At 55.7% G+C, this 17,595-nt stretch carries 19 protein-coding genes; 16 read left to right on the top strand and 3 right to left on the bottom strand.

The features are described 5' to 3' along the window. Nucleotides 1–199 precede the first annotated feature (199 nt). Entirely contained in the window at nt 200–871 is a 672-nt protein-coding gene (locus AACY26_RS13750; protein ID WP_339514929.1) for a response regulator, read from the top strand. Continuing rightward, the gene (locus AACY26_RS13745; protein ID WP_339514927.1) at nt 864–2,258 is read left to right on the top strand and encodes a sensor histidine kinase; all 1,395 of its coding nucleotides are present in this window, start codon (nt 864–866) and stop codon (nt 2,256–2,258) included. The genes AACY26_RS13750 and AACY26_RS13745 overlap by 8 nt, the downstream gene beginning before the upstream one ends. Nucleotides 2,259–2,310: 52 nt before the next feature. Here the strand turns inward: AACY26_RS13745 and AACY26_RS13740 are convergent, their stop codons facing one another. Both AACY26_RS13740 and ygfZ read right to left on the bottom strand, forming a co-directional pair. Further along, nucleotides 2,311–3,147 (bottom strand): HDOD domain-containing protein, encoded by an 837-nt coding sequence (locus AACY26_RS13740; RefSeq protein WP_339514925.1) that lies wholly within the window; start codon nt 3,145–3,147, stop codon nt 2,311–2,313. A gap of 108 nt (nt 3,148–3,255) precedes the next feature. Then, a complete protein-coding gene (gene ygfZ, locus AACY26_RS13735) occupies nt 3,256–4,197 on the bottom strand; it encodes a CAF17-like 4Fe-4S cluster assembly/insertion protein YgfZ (RefSeq protein WP_339514923.1) in 942 nt (313 codons plus the stop codon). Nucleotides 4,198–4,376: 179 nt separating this feature from the next. Between ygfZ and AACY26_RS13730 the strand changes: the two genes are divergently transcribed. Together AACY26_RS13730 and AACY26_RS13725 are read left to right on the top strand one after the other, a co-directional pair. Next, entirely contained in the window at nt 4,377–4,631 is a 255-nt protein-coding gene (locus tag AACY26_RS13730) for an FAD assembly factor SdhE (RefSeq protein ID WP_339514921.1), read from the top strand. Next, nucleotides 4,615–5,076, top strand: coding sequence for a protein YgfX (locus AACY26_RS13725; RefSeq protein ID WP_339514919.1), 462 nt, complete (start codon nt 4,615–4,617; stop codon nt 5,074–5,076). The genes AACY26_RS13730 and AACY26_RS13725 overlap by 17 nt, the downstream gene beginning before the upstream one ends. Here AACY26_RS13725 and nadB read toward each other — a convergent pair. Next, complete coding sequence (gene nadB / locus AACY26_RS13720; protein WP_339514917.1) at nt 5,045–6,661, bottom strand: L-aspartate oxidase; 1,617 nt, start codon at nt 6,659–6,661, stop codon at nt 5,045–5,047. The genes AACY26_RS13725 and nadB overlap by 32 nt on opposite strands. 377 nt (nt 6,662–7,038) lie before the next feature. Here nadB and rpoE point away from each other — a divergent pair, with 377 nt between their 5' ends. The 12 genes from rpoE to pdxJ all read left to right on the top strand — a co-directional run bounded on the left by rpoE (nt 7,039) and on the right by pdxJ (nt 17,594). Then, nucleotides 7,039–7,620, top strand: coding sequence for an RNA polymerase sigma factor RpoE (gene rpoE / locus AACY26_RS13715; protein WP_010484408.1), 582 nt, complete (start codon nt 7,039–7,041; stop codon nt 7,618–7,620). Between the two features lie 31 nt (nt 7,621–7,651). Next, the gene (locus AACY26_RS13710) at nt 7,652–8,245 is read left to right on the top strand and encodes a sigma-E factor negative regulatory protein (RefSeq protein ID WP_339514915.1); all 594 of its coding nucleotides are present in this window, start codon (nt 7,652–7,654) and stop codon (nt 8,243–8,245) included. A gap of 8 nt (nt 8,246–8,253) precedes the next feature. After that, on the top strand, nt 8,254–9,207 hold the full coding sequence (locus tag AACY26_RS13705) for a MucB/RseB C-terminal domain-containing protein (protein ID WP_339514913.1): 954 nt from the start codon (nt 8,254–8,256) through the stop codon (nt 9,205–9,207). Next, nucleotides 9,204–9,656 carry a SoxR reducing system RseC family protein gene (locus AACY26_RS13700; protein WP_339514911.1) on the top strand — a complete coding sequence of 151 codons (453 nt, stop codon included), beginning with the start codon at nt 9,204–9,206 and terminating at the stop codon, nt 9,654–9,656. The genes AACY26_RS13705 and AACY26_RS13700 overlap by 4 nt, the downstream gene beginning before the upstream one ends. 40 nt (nt 9,657–9,696) lie before the next feature. Next, a complete protein-coding gene (locus AACY26_RS13695; RefSeq protein ID WP_339514909.1) occupies nt 9,697–11,124 on the top strand; it encodes a DegQ family serine endoprotease in 1,428 nt (475 codons plus the stop codon). A 205-nt stretch (nt 11,125–11,329) separates the two neighbouring features. Further along, nucleotides 11,330–13,129, top strand: coding sequence for a translation elongation factor 4 (lepA, locus tag AACY26_RS13690; RefSeq protein ID WP_339514907.1), 1,800 nt, complete (start codon nt 11,330–11,332; stop codon nt 13,127–13,129). Nucleotides 13,130–13,134: 5 nt separating this feature from the next. Further along, a complete protein-coding gene (lepB, locus tag AACY26_RS13685) occupies nt 13,135–13,992 on the top strand; it encodes a signal peptidase I (RefSeq protein WP_339514905.1) in 858 nt (285 codons plus the stop codon). A 106-nt stretch (nt 13,993–14,098) separates the two neighbouring features. Next, nucleotides 14,099–14,476, top strand: a complete 378-nt coding sequence (locus AACY26_RS13680; protein WP_339514903.1) for a DUF4845 domain-containing protein — start codon at nt 14,099–14,101, stop codon at nt 14,474–14,476. Beyond that, nucleotides 14,473–15,162, top strand: coding sequence for a ribonuclease III (gene rnc / locus AACY26_RS13675; RefSeq protein WP_089358563.1), 690 nt, complete (start codon nt 14,473–14,475; stop codon nt 15,160–15,162). Before AACY26_RS13680 ends, rnc begins: the two co-directional genes overlap by 4 nt. After that, nucleotides 15,155–16,057 (top strand): GTPase Era, encoded by a 903-nt coding sequence (gene era, locus AACY26_RS13670; RefSeq protein WP_339514901.1) that lies wholly within the window; start codon nt 15,155–15,157, stop codon nt 16,055–16,057. Before rnc ends, era begins: the two co-directional genes overlap by 8 nt. Before the next feature lie 99 nt (nt 16,058–16,156). Then, nucleotides 16,157–16,855 (top strand): DNA repair protein RecO, encoded by a 699-nt coding sequence (recO, locus tag AACY26_RS13665; protein WP_339514899.1) that lies wholly within the window; start codon nt 16,157–16,159, stop codon nt 16,853–16,855. After that, on the top strand, nt 16,848–17,594 hold the full coding sequence (gene pdxJ, locus AACY26_RS13660) for a pyridoxine 5'-phosphate synthase (RefSeq protein WP_339514897.1): 747 nt from the start codon (nt 16,848–16,850) through the stop codon (nt 17,592–17,594). The genes recO and pdxJ overlap by 8 nt, the downstream gene beginning before the upstream one ends. Nucleotide 17,595: the final 1 nt, after the last annotated feature.

Genomic DNA, 17,595 nt, shown 5'->3' with positions numbered 1-17,595 from the left:
GCACGCCACTGTGCTATCCGCTCGGGTAAGTGGATCGAGCCACTTGAGACCGATGCTATTGGGTCAAGCTTTCAGCAACCTTTCATTGCTGAAAGTATTTGCCCTAGCCATTGCTGGCGAATGCGTGCTTCACAGTTGTTTCAGCACGGGTAAACTGCTGCGCTGTTTTTAACCGCGTACATTGATCTTGGAGACGATGGTGCGAATACTGTTGGTTGAAGACCATCCGCAGCTTGCGGCAAGTGTGGCGCAGGCGCTCAAAAGTGCGGGTTGGACTGTCGATGTGCTGCATGACGGCGTGGCGGCTGACCTGGCCCTGAGCAGTGAGCAATATGCCCTGGCGATCCTTGATATCGGCTTGCCGCGCATGGACGGTTTCGAGGTGCTGGCCCGTTTGCGTGATCGTGGCAACACCTTGCCGGTGTTGATGCTCACGGCGCGTGGAGAAGTGAAAGACCGTGTTCACGGCTTGAATCTGGGCGCTGATGACTATCTGGCCAAGCCCTTCGAGCTGAGCGAGCTGGAGGCGAGGGTCAAGGCGTTGCTGCGTCGTAGCATGCTTGGCGGCGAGCAAGTACAGCGCTGTGGTGAGCTGGTTTACGACCTGGCGACGCGACGCTTTCATCTGCATGATGAGTTGCTGACCCTGACCTCGCGTGAGCAAGCAGTGCTTGAGGCAATGATCGCCCGCCCAGGACGGGTCATGAGTAAAGAGCAATTGGCCGCACAAGTGTTTGGCCTGGACGAGGATGCCAGTGCCGATGCGATTGAAATCTATATTCATCGCTTGCGTAAAAAGCTCGAAGGCGACACGGTGAAAATCGTTACTTTCAGGGGCCTTGGCTATCTGCTGGAGGCTGTCAGTGGCTGAAGTGGGTAGCTTGCGCGGGCGCCTGCTTTGGCGATTGGCTATTTTGCTGGCGATCATCTTGCTGGTCAGCAGTGTCAGTGCTTATCTGAGTGCCCGGCGTGCCGCAGACACCGCCTATGACCGTACACTGCTGGCGTCTGCGCGGGCGATTGCCGATGGCTTGTATACAGAAGAGGGCAGGCTCAGAGCCAACGTTCCCTACGTAGCGCTGGACACCTTTGCCTATGACAGCGCCGGACGAATTTATTATCAGGTCATCGGCTTGAACGGTGCCCTGATTTCCGGTTATGACGACCTGCCTGCCGCACCGCCTGGCACCAAGCGAACCGATGATTACCCCGCGCTTGCGCATTTTTATGATGGCCAATATCGGGGCCAGGGCGTGCGTGTCGTCAGCCTTTGGCAGCCGGTCAGCGAACCGCAGTTAAACGGTTTGGCCGAGATTCGAGTGGCTGAAACCCAAGGCGCGCGCGAGCGCCTTGCACGCGAACTGCTATACGGCACTCTGTGGCGCATGGGCTTGCTTTCAGTCAGTGCCCTTGGTTTGGTGTGGTTGGCTGTCAGCGCTACCTTGCGCCCGCTAAACCGTTTGCGTCGCACAGTTGCTGAGCGTGCTCGGGAAGATTTGCGTCCGCTGCCGGATGCTGACATGCCGCGTGAGCTGCGGCCCTTGGTCGGGGCCTTGAATCAGTTCAATGAGCGCTTGCACCAGTTGTTCGAGCGTCAGTCACAGTTTATTGCCGACGCCGCGCATGAATTGCGTACCCCGCTGGCGGCGATCAAGGCACGGGTCGAGTTGGGGCTGCGTTCGGACAAACCTGAGGTGTGGAAAAGCACTTTGCAAGACGCCGCACAAAACACCGATCGCCTGACCCATTTGGCCAACCAGTTGTTATCCATGGCGCGAATAGAAAGCGGTGCGCGAGCAATCGCCGAAGGTGGCGCCGAGCAGCTTGATCTGAGTCAGTTGGCCCGTGAGCTGGGTTTGGCATTGGCGCCGCTGGCGCATGCTCGCGGGGTTTCCTTGGCGTTGGAGGCCGATAAACCGATTTGGCTGAATGGTGAGCCGACGCTGCTCAACGAGCTGCTTTCCAACCTTGTGGATAACGCCATCGTTCATACCCCGGCGGGCGGCAATGTGATTATTCGAGTCGCCGAGCCTTGCATTCTTGAGGTCGAAGATGACGGCCCAGGTATTCCGGAGGCTGAGCGTGAAAAGGTCTTCGAGCGGTTTTACCGGCGCAATGCGCAGGGCGCTGGGGCAGGCTTGGGTTTGGCTATTGTCGGTGAGATCTGTCGAGCGCATCAGGCCCAGATCAGTCTTCATCAGTCCGCCAGTAGCGGCTTGCGCGTGCGGGTGTCGTTTCTCGCAGTTGAAGGCGCCTGAACACTGTGAACCAAGACTTCCTTGAATCCGCCAAGGAAGTCTTGGGCCTGTATCACTGCAGCATTTTCATGGCCGCTTCCATGTCGGCTGCCAGGTCCTGGTCTTCCTGGACGTCAACGTTGGGGTCCAGGCCCAGCTTGGCGAATGCAGGAATCTCGCTCCAGTCAAGCTGGGTGTAAGGGTGGTCGGTGCCCAGGTAGCTTTGCAGTGTGGCTACCTGAACGATATCGACGTAATCGACTTTGGTGCTGTTGCGGCTGAAATCCAGGTGCTGGCTGGGCACCATGCTGATCAGCTCGGGGAAATCCCAGGCGCGTAGAATGCGGTCGCCAATGATGGGGTGAATATTGTCGATCACATGGCTCAGGCTGATTGCGTCTGCCAGTAGCTCACTGTTTTCCTCTGCGTAAGTCAGGATCGGCAGCACGCCGATCTGGTGCACCAATCCTGCAAGAGTTGCCTGGTCGGGCATCAGGCGCGTGTAGTGACGGCAAAGCACATGGCAGATGCCTGCGATTTCGGTGCTCTTGGTCCACACCTCGCGCATTTTTCGATCCACCACGTCCGTGGTTGCCTGGAACATTTGCTCCATGGCCAGGCCGATAGCCAGGTTGCAGGTGTAATTGATGCCCAGGCGGCTGATAGCCATCTGCAAATCGGTGATTTCGCGACTGGAGCGCAAAAGCGGGCTGTTGACCACCTTGATAATGCGAGCAGTGAGCGCTGCGTCGTTGCCAATGACTTTGCTGATTTGTGGCACGCCGATATCCGGGTCTTCAGCAGCATCGCGTACTTTCAGCGCCACTTCAGGCAATGTCGGTAGGACGAGTTGATCGTTATCAATGGCCTCAATCAGTTCCTGTTGGACCTTTTCGGCAAGTTTGCTCATCGTTGTTCTCGTGTAGGTTGGGCAACTTGAAGTTTACGCAGCGGTTCAGTTTTATCGCGTGTGGTATTTCGCTTTTATGAGTTTTGCCGCATACCAGCTTGGCTGGGTTCAGCGCTGGATATCGCGATCCGAGTCCAGGGTATAGGGCAAGTCGAGCAGGCGCAGGGGCAAGCCGTCAGCGTGGCCCAACTTTAAGTCAGCGCTTTGGGCTGCGTCATTTTGCAACACGGCCAGTAGCTCGATGCCGTCGTCGCTATGCGCTGCTGTGACCACTTCACCGACCGAGGAACTGTGTACGCTGGAGAATATCTCTGTTGCCGGTGCGGGCAGTTGCTGGCTGTCGAGGGTCAAGCGATACAGGCGACGCTTGAGCTTGCCGAGATACTGCATGCGCGCGACGATTTCCTGGCCGGTGTAGCAGCCTTTCTTGAAGCTGACCCCGCCTAATGCCTGAAGGTTGAGCATCTGTGGAATAAACAGCTCACGGGTGCTGCCTTGTACATGGCCGACGCCCAGGCGAATTTGTGCCAGTTGCCACTGGTTGAGGTCTGCGGGTGCCGCGTGCTCACTCAAGTGTTGCTCAAGGGCTTGGGCTTGTGCGGCTGGCGCCCAGAGTTCGGCGCAGTTGCTACCCACGCGCACGGCGATCAAATGCTCGTGACGGGCGACGCTGTCATTGCTCGGGGCTAGATCGAGCCCAAGGCTTTGCAAGGCTTTATCGCAATTGTTGAGGCCAAAACGCACCCACTGATTGGTTTCGTCAGTCAGTTTCGACTTGGAAAACACGGCGTATTTCTGCAAATCAGCGAGTTGTGGTTCTACCAGTTCAAGCGCCATTGCTAGTAGGTAGCCATCATCCACGCTGACAACCCGGAAGCTGGAGATCATCCGGCCTTTGGGTGTGCAGCGTGCGCCCAGGCTTGAATGGCTTTCGTTGAGATAGTTGAGGTTGCAGGTCAGTTGGCCCTGCAAGAACTTGTTGGCGTCCGCGCCGCGTACGGTGAGAATGCCTTCGTGACTGAGTGTGCAAAAGAAAGCGGTATCAACCATGGCAATCAAGTATCGCTGGAAAAAGTTAGGGCCTCATCATAGAGCGCCCGTAAGCACTTGTCAGCGCCAGTATGCGATTGCTTTTTGGGCCGTGGCCGACAGTCAGGGTCAACAGCCTGGGCATTCGCCGGTATACTGGCGCGCTATATCAATGCCTGGCTTGCTCAAGGATCTTTCCAATGGTCGACTCGACTGAACTCAATCGTCTTTTCTGGCATAGCCGTCGCGGCATGCTTGAACTGGATGTGTTGCTGGTGCCCTTTGTTAAAGAGGTCTACTCAGACCTCAGCCCTGAAGATCAGGCGCGCTACGTCAAGTTGCTGGAATGTGAGGACCAGGACATGTTCGGCTGGTTTATGCAGCGCGCCGAGCCGGAAGATGAGGATTTGAAGCGTATGGTTCGCATGATCCTGGACCGTGTCCAGCCCAAGTAGTCGCTTCGAGTTTCGCTGGCGACCATCGGTGCGCCTGGGTGTTTTCTACCTGGCTGTCCAATTGCTCGCCCTTACAACCTTGTGGGCAATTGATCTTCCTGACTGGGCAAGTGCTAGCGCGACATTGGTCTGCGGGCTGCATATGGCCTGGGTTTATCCGCGGTATATATCGCTGACCGCCCCGGATGCGCTGACTGCATTGCGCCGGATCGATGATGACTGGCAGCTGTGGAGCGATGCCCAGGGTTGGCGCTCGATCCAGTTGTTGCCAGACAGTCTCGCGCTGCCTTGGTTGATCGTCTTGCGTTATCGCTGGGAAGGTCCAGCGCAAAGCCGCATGGCACATACCCTTTGCATTCCACGCGACGCCATGCTCGAGTCCGAGCACAGGCGTTTGCGCGTTCGGCTTAAGTTCAGCCCGCGTAGATGGGGGGCTGCAGGATAGTATCCTCGGCGTGCGCGAGCATCTCGGGGTAGTCCAAGGTGTAGTGCAGGCCGCGTGACTCCTTGCGCTGCATGGCCGAGCGGATCATCAGTTCGGCAACTTGTGCCAGGTTGCGCAGCTCAATCAAGTCTCTGCTGACTTTATAGTTGCTGTAAAACTCATCGATCTCATCTAGCAGCAGGCGGACACGGTGCTCGGCTCGTTGCAGGCGCTTATTGGTCCGCACAATGCCAACGTAGTCCCACATGAAGCGGCGTAATTCGTCCCAGTTATGCGCAATGATCACATCCTCGTCAGAATCGGTAACCTGGCTTGCATCCCAGTCGGGCACGTTGTGCGGTATGGCGATGTCGTCAAGTTGGCGGGCAATGTCGTCCGCCGCTGCGCGGGCATAGACGAAGCACTCCAGCAATGAGTTGCTCGCCATGCGATTGGCACCATGCAAGCCGGTGAAACTGGTTTCGCCAATTGCATATAGACCGGGTACATCGGTGTGACCCGCTTGATCGACAACCACGCCGCCGCAGGTGTAGTGCGCAGCAGGTACCACGGGGATCGGCTCTTTGGTGATGTCGATACCGAAGTCCAGGCAGCGTTCATAGACGGTCGGGAAGTGTGACTTCACGAAATCGGCAGGTTTGTGGCTGATATCCAGGTAGACGCAGTCGACACCCAGGCGCTTCATTTCATGGTCGATTGCCCGGGCCACGATATCGCGCGGAGCGAGTTCGGCTCGTTCATCGAAGCGCTGCATGAAGCGCGAGCCATTGGGTAGCTTGAGGTGGGCACCTTCGCCGCGCAGGGCCTCGGTGATCAGAAAGCTTTTGGCCTGTGGGTGGTACAGGCAGGTCGGGTGGAACTGGTTGAACTCCAGGTTGCCAACCCGGCAGCCCGCACGCCAGGCCATGGCGATGCCATCGCCGCAAGCACCGTCCGGATTGCTGGTGTAAAGGTATACCTTCGCTGCACCGCCAGTGGCGAGAATAACGAAGCGCGCGCTGTAGGTGTCAACGTGGCCGGTTTCGCGGTTCAGCACGTAAGCGCCGAGGCAGCGGTCGCCGTCCAGGCCCAGCTTGCGCTCGGTGATCAAATCGACAGCAACGCGCTGCTCAAGCAACTGGATATTGTCACGCTTCTGGGCTTGCTCAAGCAGTGTTTTGAATATTGCCGCGCCTGTTGCATCTGCTGCGTGAATAATGCGTCGGTGGCTGTGGCCGCCTTCGCGGGTGAGGTGAAACTCAAAACCACCGTCCTCGCGTGCAGTTTCATCATCGCGAGTGAACGGCACACCTTGGTCGATCAGCCACTGGATAGCTTCGCGGCTGTGTTCAACGGTGAAGCGCACGGCATCCTCGCGACACAAGCCGCCACCGGCATTAAGGGTGTCTTCTACATGCGACTCAACGGTATCGAGGTCATCGAGTACCGCCGCGACACCACCTTGGGCCCAGAAAGTCGAGCCATTGGCTAAGGCGCCCTTGCTCAATACCGCGATATTGAGGTGCGCCGGCAAGGTCAAAGCGAGGGTAAGGCCGGCAGCGCCGCTGCCAATAACCAGAACATCGTGTTGAAAATGGTGGTTCATGAGCTGATTCCGCGAAAATGCCCCACTAGTATATAGAGGGGGCGCGCGTCACAATAGCCGGCTTGATGCGGTGTGAGCGCCAAGGGAACTTTTTATGAGTTATTAGGTTCTATTGGCGGTCGCCCGGAGAGGGACATTGTTTGTTTATCGTGCCAGATTGGTTCTAGATCGCGGCTTTTGACGATAATCTAAACGTTCTAAGATTATTTGCGCAGGTCAATGGCGCCGCCTTGACCTGCGCAGTTTCATGCAGAGCAGAAAAAAATCTGCAAGAAGCTTGGTTGGAGGGGAGAACTTTTGCGCAACGCCCGAGTCTATTTTTGCAAGCCGGTTTATTGGCTGGCGCTGCACTCCTCACAATTCACTAAGGAGTGTTCATGCTAAGCCAGGAAGAGGATCAGCAGCTTGTTGAGCGTGTTCAACGCGGCGATAAGCGTGCGTTTGATCTATTGGTGTTGAAGTATCAGCACAAGATTCTAGGGCTTATCGTGCGATTCGTGCACGACACCCATGAGGCGCAAGACGTTGCTCAGGAAGCTTTTGTTAAAGCCTACCGAGCATTGGGAAACTTTCGCGGTGACAGTGCTTTCTATACATGGCTGTACCGCATTGCCATTAACACGGCAAAGAATTACCTGGTGTCGAGAGGTCGTCGGCCGCCAGATAGTGATGTAAGTGCTGAAGATGCCGAATTCTATGATGGTGACCACGCCCTCAAGGATATCGAATCTCCAGAGCGAGCATTGCTGAGGGATGAAATCGAAGCCACTGTGCATCGTTGCATCCAGCAGTTACCAGAAGATTTACGAACGGCCCTAACATTGCGTGAATTTGATGGTCTCAGCTATGAAGACATTGCAAGTGTGATGCAGTGTCCAGTTGGTACGGTGCGCTCACGGATTTTCCGGGCGCGAGAAGCAATTGATAAGTCACTGCAGCCTTTGTTGCAAGAAACCTAAGACAGCGGCGACAGCCAAGAGAGGAATCATTATGAGTCGTGAAGCCCTGCAGGAATCGCTGTCCGCGGTGATGGATAACGAAGCGGACGAAATGGAGCTTCGGCGAGTGCTCGGCGCCAGCAATGATGCTGAGCTGCGAGCCAAGTGGTCGCGTTACCAGATCGCTCGCGCCGTAATGCATAAAGAGTTGCTTGAGCCGCGTTTGGACATTGCCAGTGCGGTCTCTGCGGCAATTGCTGATGAAGCCATGCCGCAAGCGCCAGGCAATGTGACTCGCGGCCCGTGGCGTGCGGTTGGCCGGTTGGCTGTTGCAGCCTCGGTGACAGTGGCTGTCTTGGCAGGCGTGCGCCTGTACAACCAAGACGAGCTGACGGGTACTGAACTTGCCCAGCAAGCAGCGCCCCAGCCTGTGTTCAACCACATTCAGGTGCAGGGACCTGCAATGTTGGCCGGTTTTACCACTGATGATCAGGGAACATCCATGATACCGTCGAGTAAAGCTGAACCAACATGGCATGAGCAGCGCTTGCCGTCCTACGTACGTCAGCATGCAGAGCAGGTTGGTTCAAATGTGACTGAAGGCGCATTGCCGTACGCACGCGCAGCAAGTCTGGAAAGCCGTTAAGGAAACGCATGCGCTTTATACCCCTGACCGCCTTACTGTTAGGCGGTTGTTTGGCGTTACCTGCTGCTGCATCTGAGGCGCAAGATTGGTTGCGACGCTTATCGGATGCGAGCCAGAACCAAAGCTACCATGGCACGTTCATATACGAGCGTAATGGTAGCTTTTCCACTCATAGCATTTGGCATCAGGTTGGTTCGGACAAGGTGGTGCATGACCACCTGCTGCAACTTGATGGTCCTGCGCACGAATCCTTTCGTGTAAATGGGCGCACAGAATGCGTGGCTGGAAACCTTGTAGATGAAGTCAGCGATGCTCAGGTATGGCCAGCGCGTGACCTTGATGCAAACGAGTTAGCCAAATGGTATGACATTCGCGTCATGGGTAAGTCCCGCGTTGCCGGGCGCAGCGCCGTCGTTCTGGGTCTGCTTCCGCGAGACCAGCATCGCTACGGTATTGAACTGCACCTCGATAGCGAGACCGGCGTACCACTCAAATCGCTGCTGCTCAACGACAAGGGGCAGATGTTAGAGCGATTCCAGTTCACCCAGTTCGATGCAAGCCAAGCCGCAAATACCGACCCCGTTGCTCCGAGCGCTGATTGCCAGCCGGTCAAGGTGGTTGCAGCGACGCCGCTGGATGTCAAGGCATGGCGTACTGACTGGCTGCCGCCCGGTTTTAGCCTGAGTTCGACGACCGAGACGGTGAGCCCTGTTTCCAAAGAGCCTGTTGCCTGTCTTTTATACGACGATGGCCTTGCGCGTTTTTCAGTCTTTCTTGAACCGCTTAAGGGCGCAACCGCAGGCGATGCGCGTAGCCAGCTTGGCCCAACAGTCGCGGTGTCGCGGCGTTTGGCGACCTCCGAGGGTGACGTGATGGTCACTGTCGTGGGGGAAATCCCGCTGGGTACTGCCGAGCGAGTAGCGTTGTCAGTTCGTCCGGGTGAGGCTCAACCTCAGCCATGATCGAAGAGCAGGGGCGGGTCGTTGCAGTAGAGTCCGGCGCAGTATGGGTCGAGACTCTTCGCAAAAGCACCTGCTCAACATGCTCGGCAAACGCCGGCTGCGGCCAGGGGTTGCTCGATAAACTAGGCGTTGATAGCCGTCGAGGCTATGTGCGAGCGCTATCAAATCTGCATTTAACTGTTGGCGACCAAGTAGTGATTGGGGTGCGCGAGGATTTGCTTGTGCGCGGTTCACTGCTGGTCTATCTGATGCCCTTGATTGGGCTGTTTACGGCGGCTGTTCTTGCTGATCAGCTGTCTCTGAGTGAGCCTTGGGTGATTCTGTCTGGTTTCGCAGGGCTGGTTGCATCCTGGCTCGGGGTGCGCTGGCGGAGTTCCCGCGTGGCAGAAAATCCAAAACTTCAGCCGGTAGTAATGCGCGCCGTATTGGCAGATGCTACGACTGTTTAATGAGTCAAACCTCTTATTCCGGATGGGGAGCTGTACGTTAATGCCTAGCCTGAAAATATGTTGTTCCGCTGTACTCTCATTGTTGCTGATGGGGCAGGTGCTTTCAGCTCATGCTGAGCTGCCTGACTTTACCGAGTTGGTTGAGAAATCCTCGCCTGCGGTTGTAAATATCAGTACGCGGCAAAAAATTCCAGATGCTGTCGCAAGCTCCGGCGGTATTTCGGCACCAGACCTTGAAGGCCTTCCGCCGATGTTTCGCGAGTTCTTCGAGCGCAGTATTCCGCAGCAACCACGACCGCCAAGCCATGGCCGTCAGCGTGAAGCGCAATCGCTGGGTTCTGGTTTCATTATCTCCTCCGATGGCTACATCATGACCAACAATCATGTGGTCGCCGATGCTGACGAAATTATTGTTCGCCTGTCGGATCGCAGTGAGCTTGAGGCCAAGGTGATTGGCGCAGACCCGCGTAGCGATGTGGCCTTGCTCAAGGTTGATGCTAAAGACCTGCCAACAGTAAAGCTGGGCAAGTCGGAAGACCTCAAGGTCGGCGAGTGGGTGTTGGCGATTGGTTCCCCGTTTGGGTTTGACCACTCGGTGACCGCCGGTATCGTCAGCGCCAAGGGCCGCAGCCTGCCGAATGAAAGCTATGTGCCTTTCATTCAGACCGATGTTGCGATCAATCCGGGCAACTCCGGCGGTCCACTGTTCAACCTGAAGGGCGAAGTCGTGGGTATTAACTCGCAGATTTTCACCCGTTCCGGTGGCTTCATGGGGTTGTCGTTTGCGATCCCAATGAGCGTTGCCATGGATGTGGCTGATCAGCTCAAGGCTGACGGCAAGGTCAGCCGTGGCTGGTTGGGTGTGGTCATCCAGGAAGTGAACAAAGATCTGGCCGAGTCGTTTGGCTTGGACAAGCCAGCAGGCGCCTTGGTTGCTCAGGTGCTTGAAGATGGCCCGGGCGCCAAGAGTGGTTTGCAGGTGGGTGATGTCATCCTGAGTCTCAATGACAAGCCGATCATCATGTCTGCGGACCTACCGCACTTGGTCGGTGGCTTGAAACCGGGCTCCAAGGCGGAAATGGAAGTGGTTCGTGATGGCGCTCGCAAGACGCTTGAACTGACCATCGGTTCGCTACCGGAAGATGGCAGTGCTCTGGCTGGCAACACGGCGCCAAGTGCTGAGCAAAGTAGCAATCGTCTGGGCGTGAAAGTGGCCGAGTTGAGCGCTGAGCAAAAGAAAGCGCTGGATCTCAAAGGCGGTGTGGTGATCAGCGAGGTCATGGATGGTCCGGCTGCGTTGATCGGCTTGCGTCAGGGGGACGTCATTACTCACCTGAATAATCAGGCGATTGACTCTGGCAAAACCTTTGCGTCTGTTGCCAAGGCGCTGCCGAAGGATCGCTCGGTGTCGATGCGCGTGCTGCGCAAGGGTCGCGCCAGCTTCATTACCTTCAAATTATCGGAATAACAGTCGACAGCGGAAAAGGGCGATTTAATCGCCCTTTTTTGTGTCTTTGTCCCCAGCGAATCTGGCGCCGTACAAGCGCTGTGGCAGATTGTCAGCCTTATATCAGTGAGGTTGGGGCCGTGGGTGACGAGTTGACGGTAAATCGGGTACACTTCGCGGCTATTTTCGGCGGGCAGTCGCCTGCGATCTTTTTGAGTGTTGTCTTGTGAGTGACCTGAGCCACATACGTAATTTCAGTATTATTGCCCATATTGACCACGGCAAGTCGACGCTTGCTGACCGCTTTATTCAAATGTGCGGTGGTCTGACTGAGCGCGAAATGGAGGCCCAGGTACTGGACTCCATGGACTTGGAGCGCGAGCGCGGCATTACCATCAAGGCGCATAGCGTGACCTTGTATTACAAGGCGCGTGACGGCAAAACCTATCAGTTGAACTTCATTGATACCCCTGGCCACGTTGACTTCACTTATGAAGTCAGTCGTTCTCTGGCTGCGTGCGAAGGCGCGTTGCTGGTGGTCGATGCAGGTCAGGGTGTTGAAGCTCAATCGGTAGCCAACTGCTATACCGCTATCGAGCAGGGCCTTGAGGTCATGCCGGTGTTGAACAAGATGGATTTGCCCCAGGCCGAGCCTGAGCGAGTCAAAGAAGAAATCGAACACATTATCGGCATCGATGCGACTGACGCCGTGGCCTGTAGTGCCAAGAGCGGCATGGGCGTCGATGAAGTGCTTGAACGTCTGGTTGCGACTATTCCAGCGCCAACCGGCGAGATTGACGCCCCCTTACAGGCATTGATCATTGATTCATGGTTTGACAACTACCTGGGTGTTGTTTCTTTGGTGCGTGTGCGTCACGGACGCATCAAGAAGGGCGACAAGGTACTGGTCAAGTCCACCGGCAAAATGCACCAGGTTGATAGCGTCGGTGTCTTCAACCCCAAGCACACCGCCACAGCTGACCTTAAAGCCGGTGAAGTGGGCTTTATTATCGCCGGTATCAAGGACATTCACGGTGCGCCAGTGGGCGATACCTTGACGCTGTCGACCACCCCAGATGTCGATATGCTACCCGGCTTCAAGCGCGTCAAGCCGCAGGTCTATGCCGGTTTGTTCCCGGTCAGTTCCGATGACTTCGAGGATTTCCGCGAAGCCCTGCAGAAACTGACGCTCAACGATGCTGCATTGCAGTACGAGCCAGAAAGCTCCGACGCCTTGGGTTTTGGCTTCCGCATTGGCTTCCTGGGCATGCTGCACATGGAGATCATCCAGGAACGCCTTGAGCGTGAGTATGACCTGGACCTGATCACCACGGCGCCGACTGTAGTCTTTGAGGTTGTGCTCAAAACCGGCGAAACCATCTACGTCGACAACCCATCGAAGCTGCCGGACGTCTCGGCGATCGAGGATATGCGCGAACCCATAGTGCGCGCCAATATCCTGGTGCCGCAGGAACATTTGGGTAACGTCATTACCCTGTGTATCGAAAAGCGCGGCGTGCAGATCGATATGCAGTACCTGAGCAGCCAGGTTCAGGTTTCCTACGACCTGCCAATGAATGAGGTGGTTCTCGACTTTTTCGACCGCCTGAAGTCGGTAAGTCGTGGTTATGCGTCGCTGGACTACAGCTTCGACCGTTTCCAGTCGGCTAATCTGGTCAAGTTGGACGTGCTGATCAACGGTGACAAGGTCGATGCACTGGCGTTGATCGTGCACCGTGACAAGGCGCACTACAAAGGCCGCCAGTTGACCGAGAAAATGAAAGAACTGATTCCGCGTCAGATGTTCGACGTGGCCATTCAGGCTGCAATTGGTGGGCAAATCATTGCGCGTACAAGCGTTAAAGCTTTGCGTAAAAACGTACTGGCCAAATGCTACGGTGGCGACGTAAGTCGTAAGCGTAAGCTGCTTGAAAAGCAGAAGGCCGGTAAGAAAAGAATGAAGCAGGTCGGTAATGTGGAAATTCCACAAGACGCCTTCCTTGCTGTTCTCAAAGTGGATAGTTAAGACATATGTCGATCAATTTCCCGCTGTTACTGGTCATCGCAGTTGCCGTGTGTGGTGCCTTGGCTTTATTTGACCTGGTGTTTTTGGCACCGCGTCGGCGTAATGCAATCGCCACCTATCAAGGCCAAGTTGCTGGTGAGGCTGACGAGCAGGTGATTGAGCGACTCAATAAAGAGCCGTTGCTGGTCGAGTACGGCAAGTCTTTCTTTCCCGTGTTGGCGATTGTGCTGATATTGCGCTCTTTTCTGGTTGAACCCTTCCAGATTCCATCGGGCTCTATGCGTCCGACCCTGGAAGTCGGTGATTTTATCCTGGTGAACAAGTTCGCCTATGGCATTCGCCTGCCGGTAATCGATACCAAGATTATCCAGGTTGAAGACCCGCAGCGTGGCGATGTAATGGTGTTCCGCTATCCGAGCGACCCGAACATCAACTACATCAAGCGTGTAGTGGGTTTGCCGGGAGACCAGATCCGTTACAGCAAAGACAAGCATCTGTATGTGAACGGCAAGCAGGTTGCTCAGCAGTTGATCGGTGAAGAGCCAGGCAGCCTCGGCAGCGTGATGCTCTACAACGAGAAGCTGGGCGAAGCTGAGCATTTGATTCGCAAGGAAATGAAGCGTTATCACGCCGTTCCTGGCGGTGAGTGGGTGGTGCCGGAAGGGCATTACTTCATGATGGGCGATAACCGCGACAACTCCAACGACAGCCGTTACTGGAATGACCCAAACATTCCAAAGCCTTTGCTGGGCATGGTTCCAGACAAAAATATCGTGGGTAAGGCCTTTGCGGTATGGATGAGCTGGCCTGATCCGAAAATGAGTAATCTGCCAAACTTTTCACGGGTTGGCTTGATTCACTGATTTAAAACCTAAAAATGCGGCGCTGTTCAAATCAGCGCCGCAGTCTATATATAGTCTGTTAGCTCGCCGCTTTGGCGTTTCAAAATTCTAATAAATGGGGTTAATCATGACATTTGCGCGTTCGCAAAAGGGAATGTCTATTATTAGTTGGTTGCTGGTGCTGGGGCTTGTCGCGTTTTTTGCCAGCGCTGCTTTCAAAGTAATACCGCATTACCTTGACTATATGTCGATGGAAAAAATCATCACCTCGGTCGAGACCGACAAGGCTGCGGATATCCGTACCGTTGGTGATTTTTACAACCATGTCAGCAAGGGCATGCAGGTCAACAGTATTCGCGACTTGAAGCTTCAGGATGCCCTTGAAGTGACTGTCGAGAACAATGAATTTCGCGCTCATCTCAAATACGAGAAGCGTGAGCCGCTGATCGAGAACCTCGATCTGGTGGTCCATTTTGATAAAGAATTCCGTGTGCGTATGCCGTGAATGATTCGTTAGCCCGTTTAGAGCGCAAGCTCGGTTACACTTTTAAAGACCAGGACCATATGGTCCTGGCGCTCACTCATCGCAGCTTTGCTGGGCGCAATAATGAGCGCCTGGAATTCCTCGGTGACGCTATTCTTAATTTTGTTGCTGGCGAGGCGCTGTTCGAGCGCTTTCCTCAAGCTCGTGAAGGCCAGTTGTCACGCTTGCGTGCACGCTTGGTCAAGGGCGAAACCCTGGCGATCCTGGCTCGTGGCTTTGATTTAGGTGAGTACCTGCGCCTGGGCTCTGGCGAGCTGAAAAGTGGTGGTTTTCGACGTGAGTCGATCCTGGCCGATGCGCTGGAAGCCTTGATCGGCGCGATCTACCTGGATTCGGGCATGGAGGCGGCGCGTGAGCGTGTGCTGGCATGGCTGACCAATGAGCTGGAAAGCCTTACCCTGGTCGATACCAACAAAGATCCAAAAACGCGCTTGCAGGAGTTCCTGCAGTCGCGTGCCTGCGAGCTGCCACGTTATGACGTGGTTGATATTCAGGGCGAGCCTCACTGTCGGACATTCATCGTTGAATGTCAGGTGACTTTATTGAATGACAAAACGCTGGGGCAAGGCGCTAGTCGGCGCATTGCTGAACAGGTTGCTGCCGCGGCAGCCCTGATCGCCCTGGGTGTGGAGAACGGCCATGACTGATTCACCTGTTTCACGCTGTGGCTATGTCGCCATCGTTGGCCGGCCTAACGTGGGCAAGTCAACGCTGTTGAACCATATCCTTGGGCAAAAGCTTGCAATTACTTCGCGCAAGCCGCAAACCACTCGCCACAATATGCTCGGAATCAAAACCGAAGGCGGGGCTCAGGCCATCTACGTAGATACCCCGGGCCTGCATAAAAATAACGAGAAAGCGCTCAACCGCTACATGAACAAAAGTGCATCCTCGGCGTTGAAAGACGTTGATGTGGTTATTTTTGTGGTTGATCGCACCCGTTGGACAGACGAAGACCAGATGGTGCTCGAGCGTATCCAATACGTTGAAGGCCCGGTGATTCTGGCGATCAACAAGACCGATCGTCTTGAAGACAAGTCAGACCTGATGCCACATCTGGAGTGGTTGGCCACCCAGCTCCCCAAGGCTGAAATCGTGCCTATCTCTGCGCACCACGGCCATAATCTAGAGACTCTTGAGAAACTGGTTAGCTCGCACCTGCCGGAAGGGGATCACTTCTTCCCGGAAGACCAGATTACCGACCGTTCAAGCCGTTTCTTCGCCGCCGAGTTGGTGCGTGAAAAAATCATGCGTCAACTTGGCGCCGAGCTGCCGTACCAGATCACCGTTGAAATTGAAGAATTCAAGCAAGAAGGCCGGATTCTGCATATTCATGCGCTTATTCTGGTTGAACGCGACGGTCAGAAGAAAATCATCATTGGCGACAAGGGCGAGCGCATCAAGCGTGTTGGCCAGGAAGCGCGCAAGGACATGGAAGTGCTGTTCGACTCCAAGGTCATGCTCAATCTCTGGGTCAAGGTCAAAGGTGGTTGGTCGGATGATGAGCGGGCTCTGCGTTCGCTCGGTTACGACGACATCTAAGCACGCACGGCAGATTAGGCCGTCATGATCAGTTAAGCTTGCACCAATGCGCAGCGTGGCACCCAGCCACGCGCGGTTCATTTCGAGTCAATACTTGCCATGCTTGTGCTGAATCAGCCCGCTTATGTGTTGCACAGCCGTGCGTATCGCGAGAGCAGCGCGCTGGTTGACTTCCTCACGCCTCAAGGGCGCTTGCGCGCCGTGTTGCGCGGCGCACGCGGCAAAGCCGGAACCCTTGCGCGGCCCTTTGTTGCTTTGGATGCCGAGTTTCGCGGGCGCGGTGAGCTGAAGAATGTCTCGCGCCTTGAAGCCACCGGTATACCCAATCTATTGTCAGGCGAGGCGCTGTTCAGCGGCCTTTATCTCAATGAACTGTTGATTCGGTTATTACCCGCCGAAGATGCCCAGCCTGCGGTTTTCGATCACTATGCCCTGACCTTGCTTGCGCTCGGCCAGGGGCGGGCTATCGAGCCTTTGCTGCGCTCGTTCGAGTGGCGTCTGCTTGACCAACTGGGCTATGGTTTTGCCCTCGATCAGGATTTGCACGGCCAGCCGGTAGCCAGTGATGGTATTTATCGCTTGCAGACAGACGACGGCCTGGTGCCTATCGGCCAATGGCAACCGGGCGCATTCCAGGGCGCTGAATTGTTAGCCATGGCCGACGCCAACTGGCAAACTCCCGGTGCACTAGCCGCTGCCAAACGGCTGATGCGCCAAGCGCTGGCCCCACATCTAGGCGGCAAGCCGTTGGTTAGCCGTGAATTGTTTATAACCCTCAAGGAGCCTACTCGTGACTGACGCCAACCGTGTTTTGCTGGGTGTGAATATTGATCATGTCGCCACGCTGCGCCAAGCCCGTGGCACACGTTACCCAGATCCGGTAAAGGCTGCGTTGGACGCCGAGGAAGCGGGTGCCGACGGAATTACCGTGCACCTGCGCGAAGATCGCCGGCACATTCAGGAGCGCGACGTACGCCTGCTAAAAGAAGTGATGCAAACGCGCATGAACTTCGAAATGGGCGTGACCGAGGAGATGCTGGCATTCGCTGAAAGCATCCGTCCCGAGCATGTATGCCTTGTACCTGAAACCCGTCAGGAGCTGACCACTGAAGGCGGGCTTGATGTTGCCGGCCAGGAAGAGCGCATTCGCGCGGCGGTGGAGCGCTTGAGCAAGATTGGCTGCGAGGTATCGCTGTTTATCGACCCGGATCCACAACAGATTGACGCTTCAAAACGTGTCGGCGCCCCAGCCATTGAGCTACACACAGGTCGTTATGCCGATGCGCATACGGCCCAGGAACAAGCCGTCGAGTTGGCGCGTATTGCCGATGGTGTGAAGCGTGGCGTCAATCAGGGTTTGATCGTCAACGCTGGGCATGGCTTGCACTATCACAACGTTGAGCCCGTGGCGGCGATTGCCGGGATCAACGAGCTGAACATCGGCCACGCGCTGGTGGCCCACGCCTTGTTTGTTGGTTTTAAACAGGCGGTCGTGGAGATGAAGCACTTGATCGTGGCTGCCGCTAACCGCGGTTAAG

Source organism: Pseudomonas sp. RL_15y_Pfl2_60 (genome assembly GCF_963970595.1).
Lineage (GTDB): Bacteria > Pseudomonadota > Gammaproteobacteria > Pseudomonadales > Pseudomonadaceae > Aquipseudomonas.
This window is presented reverse-complemented; position numbering and strand designations above follow the sequence as displayed.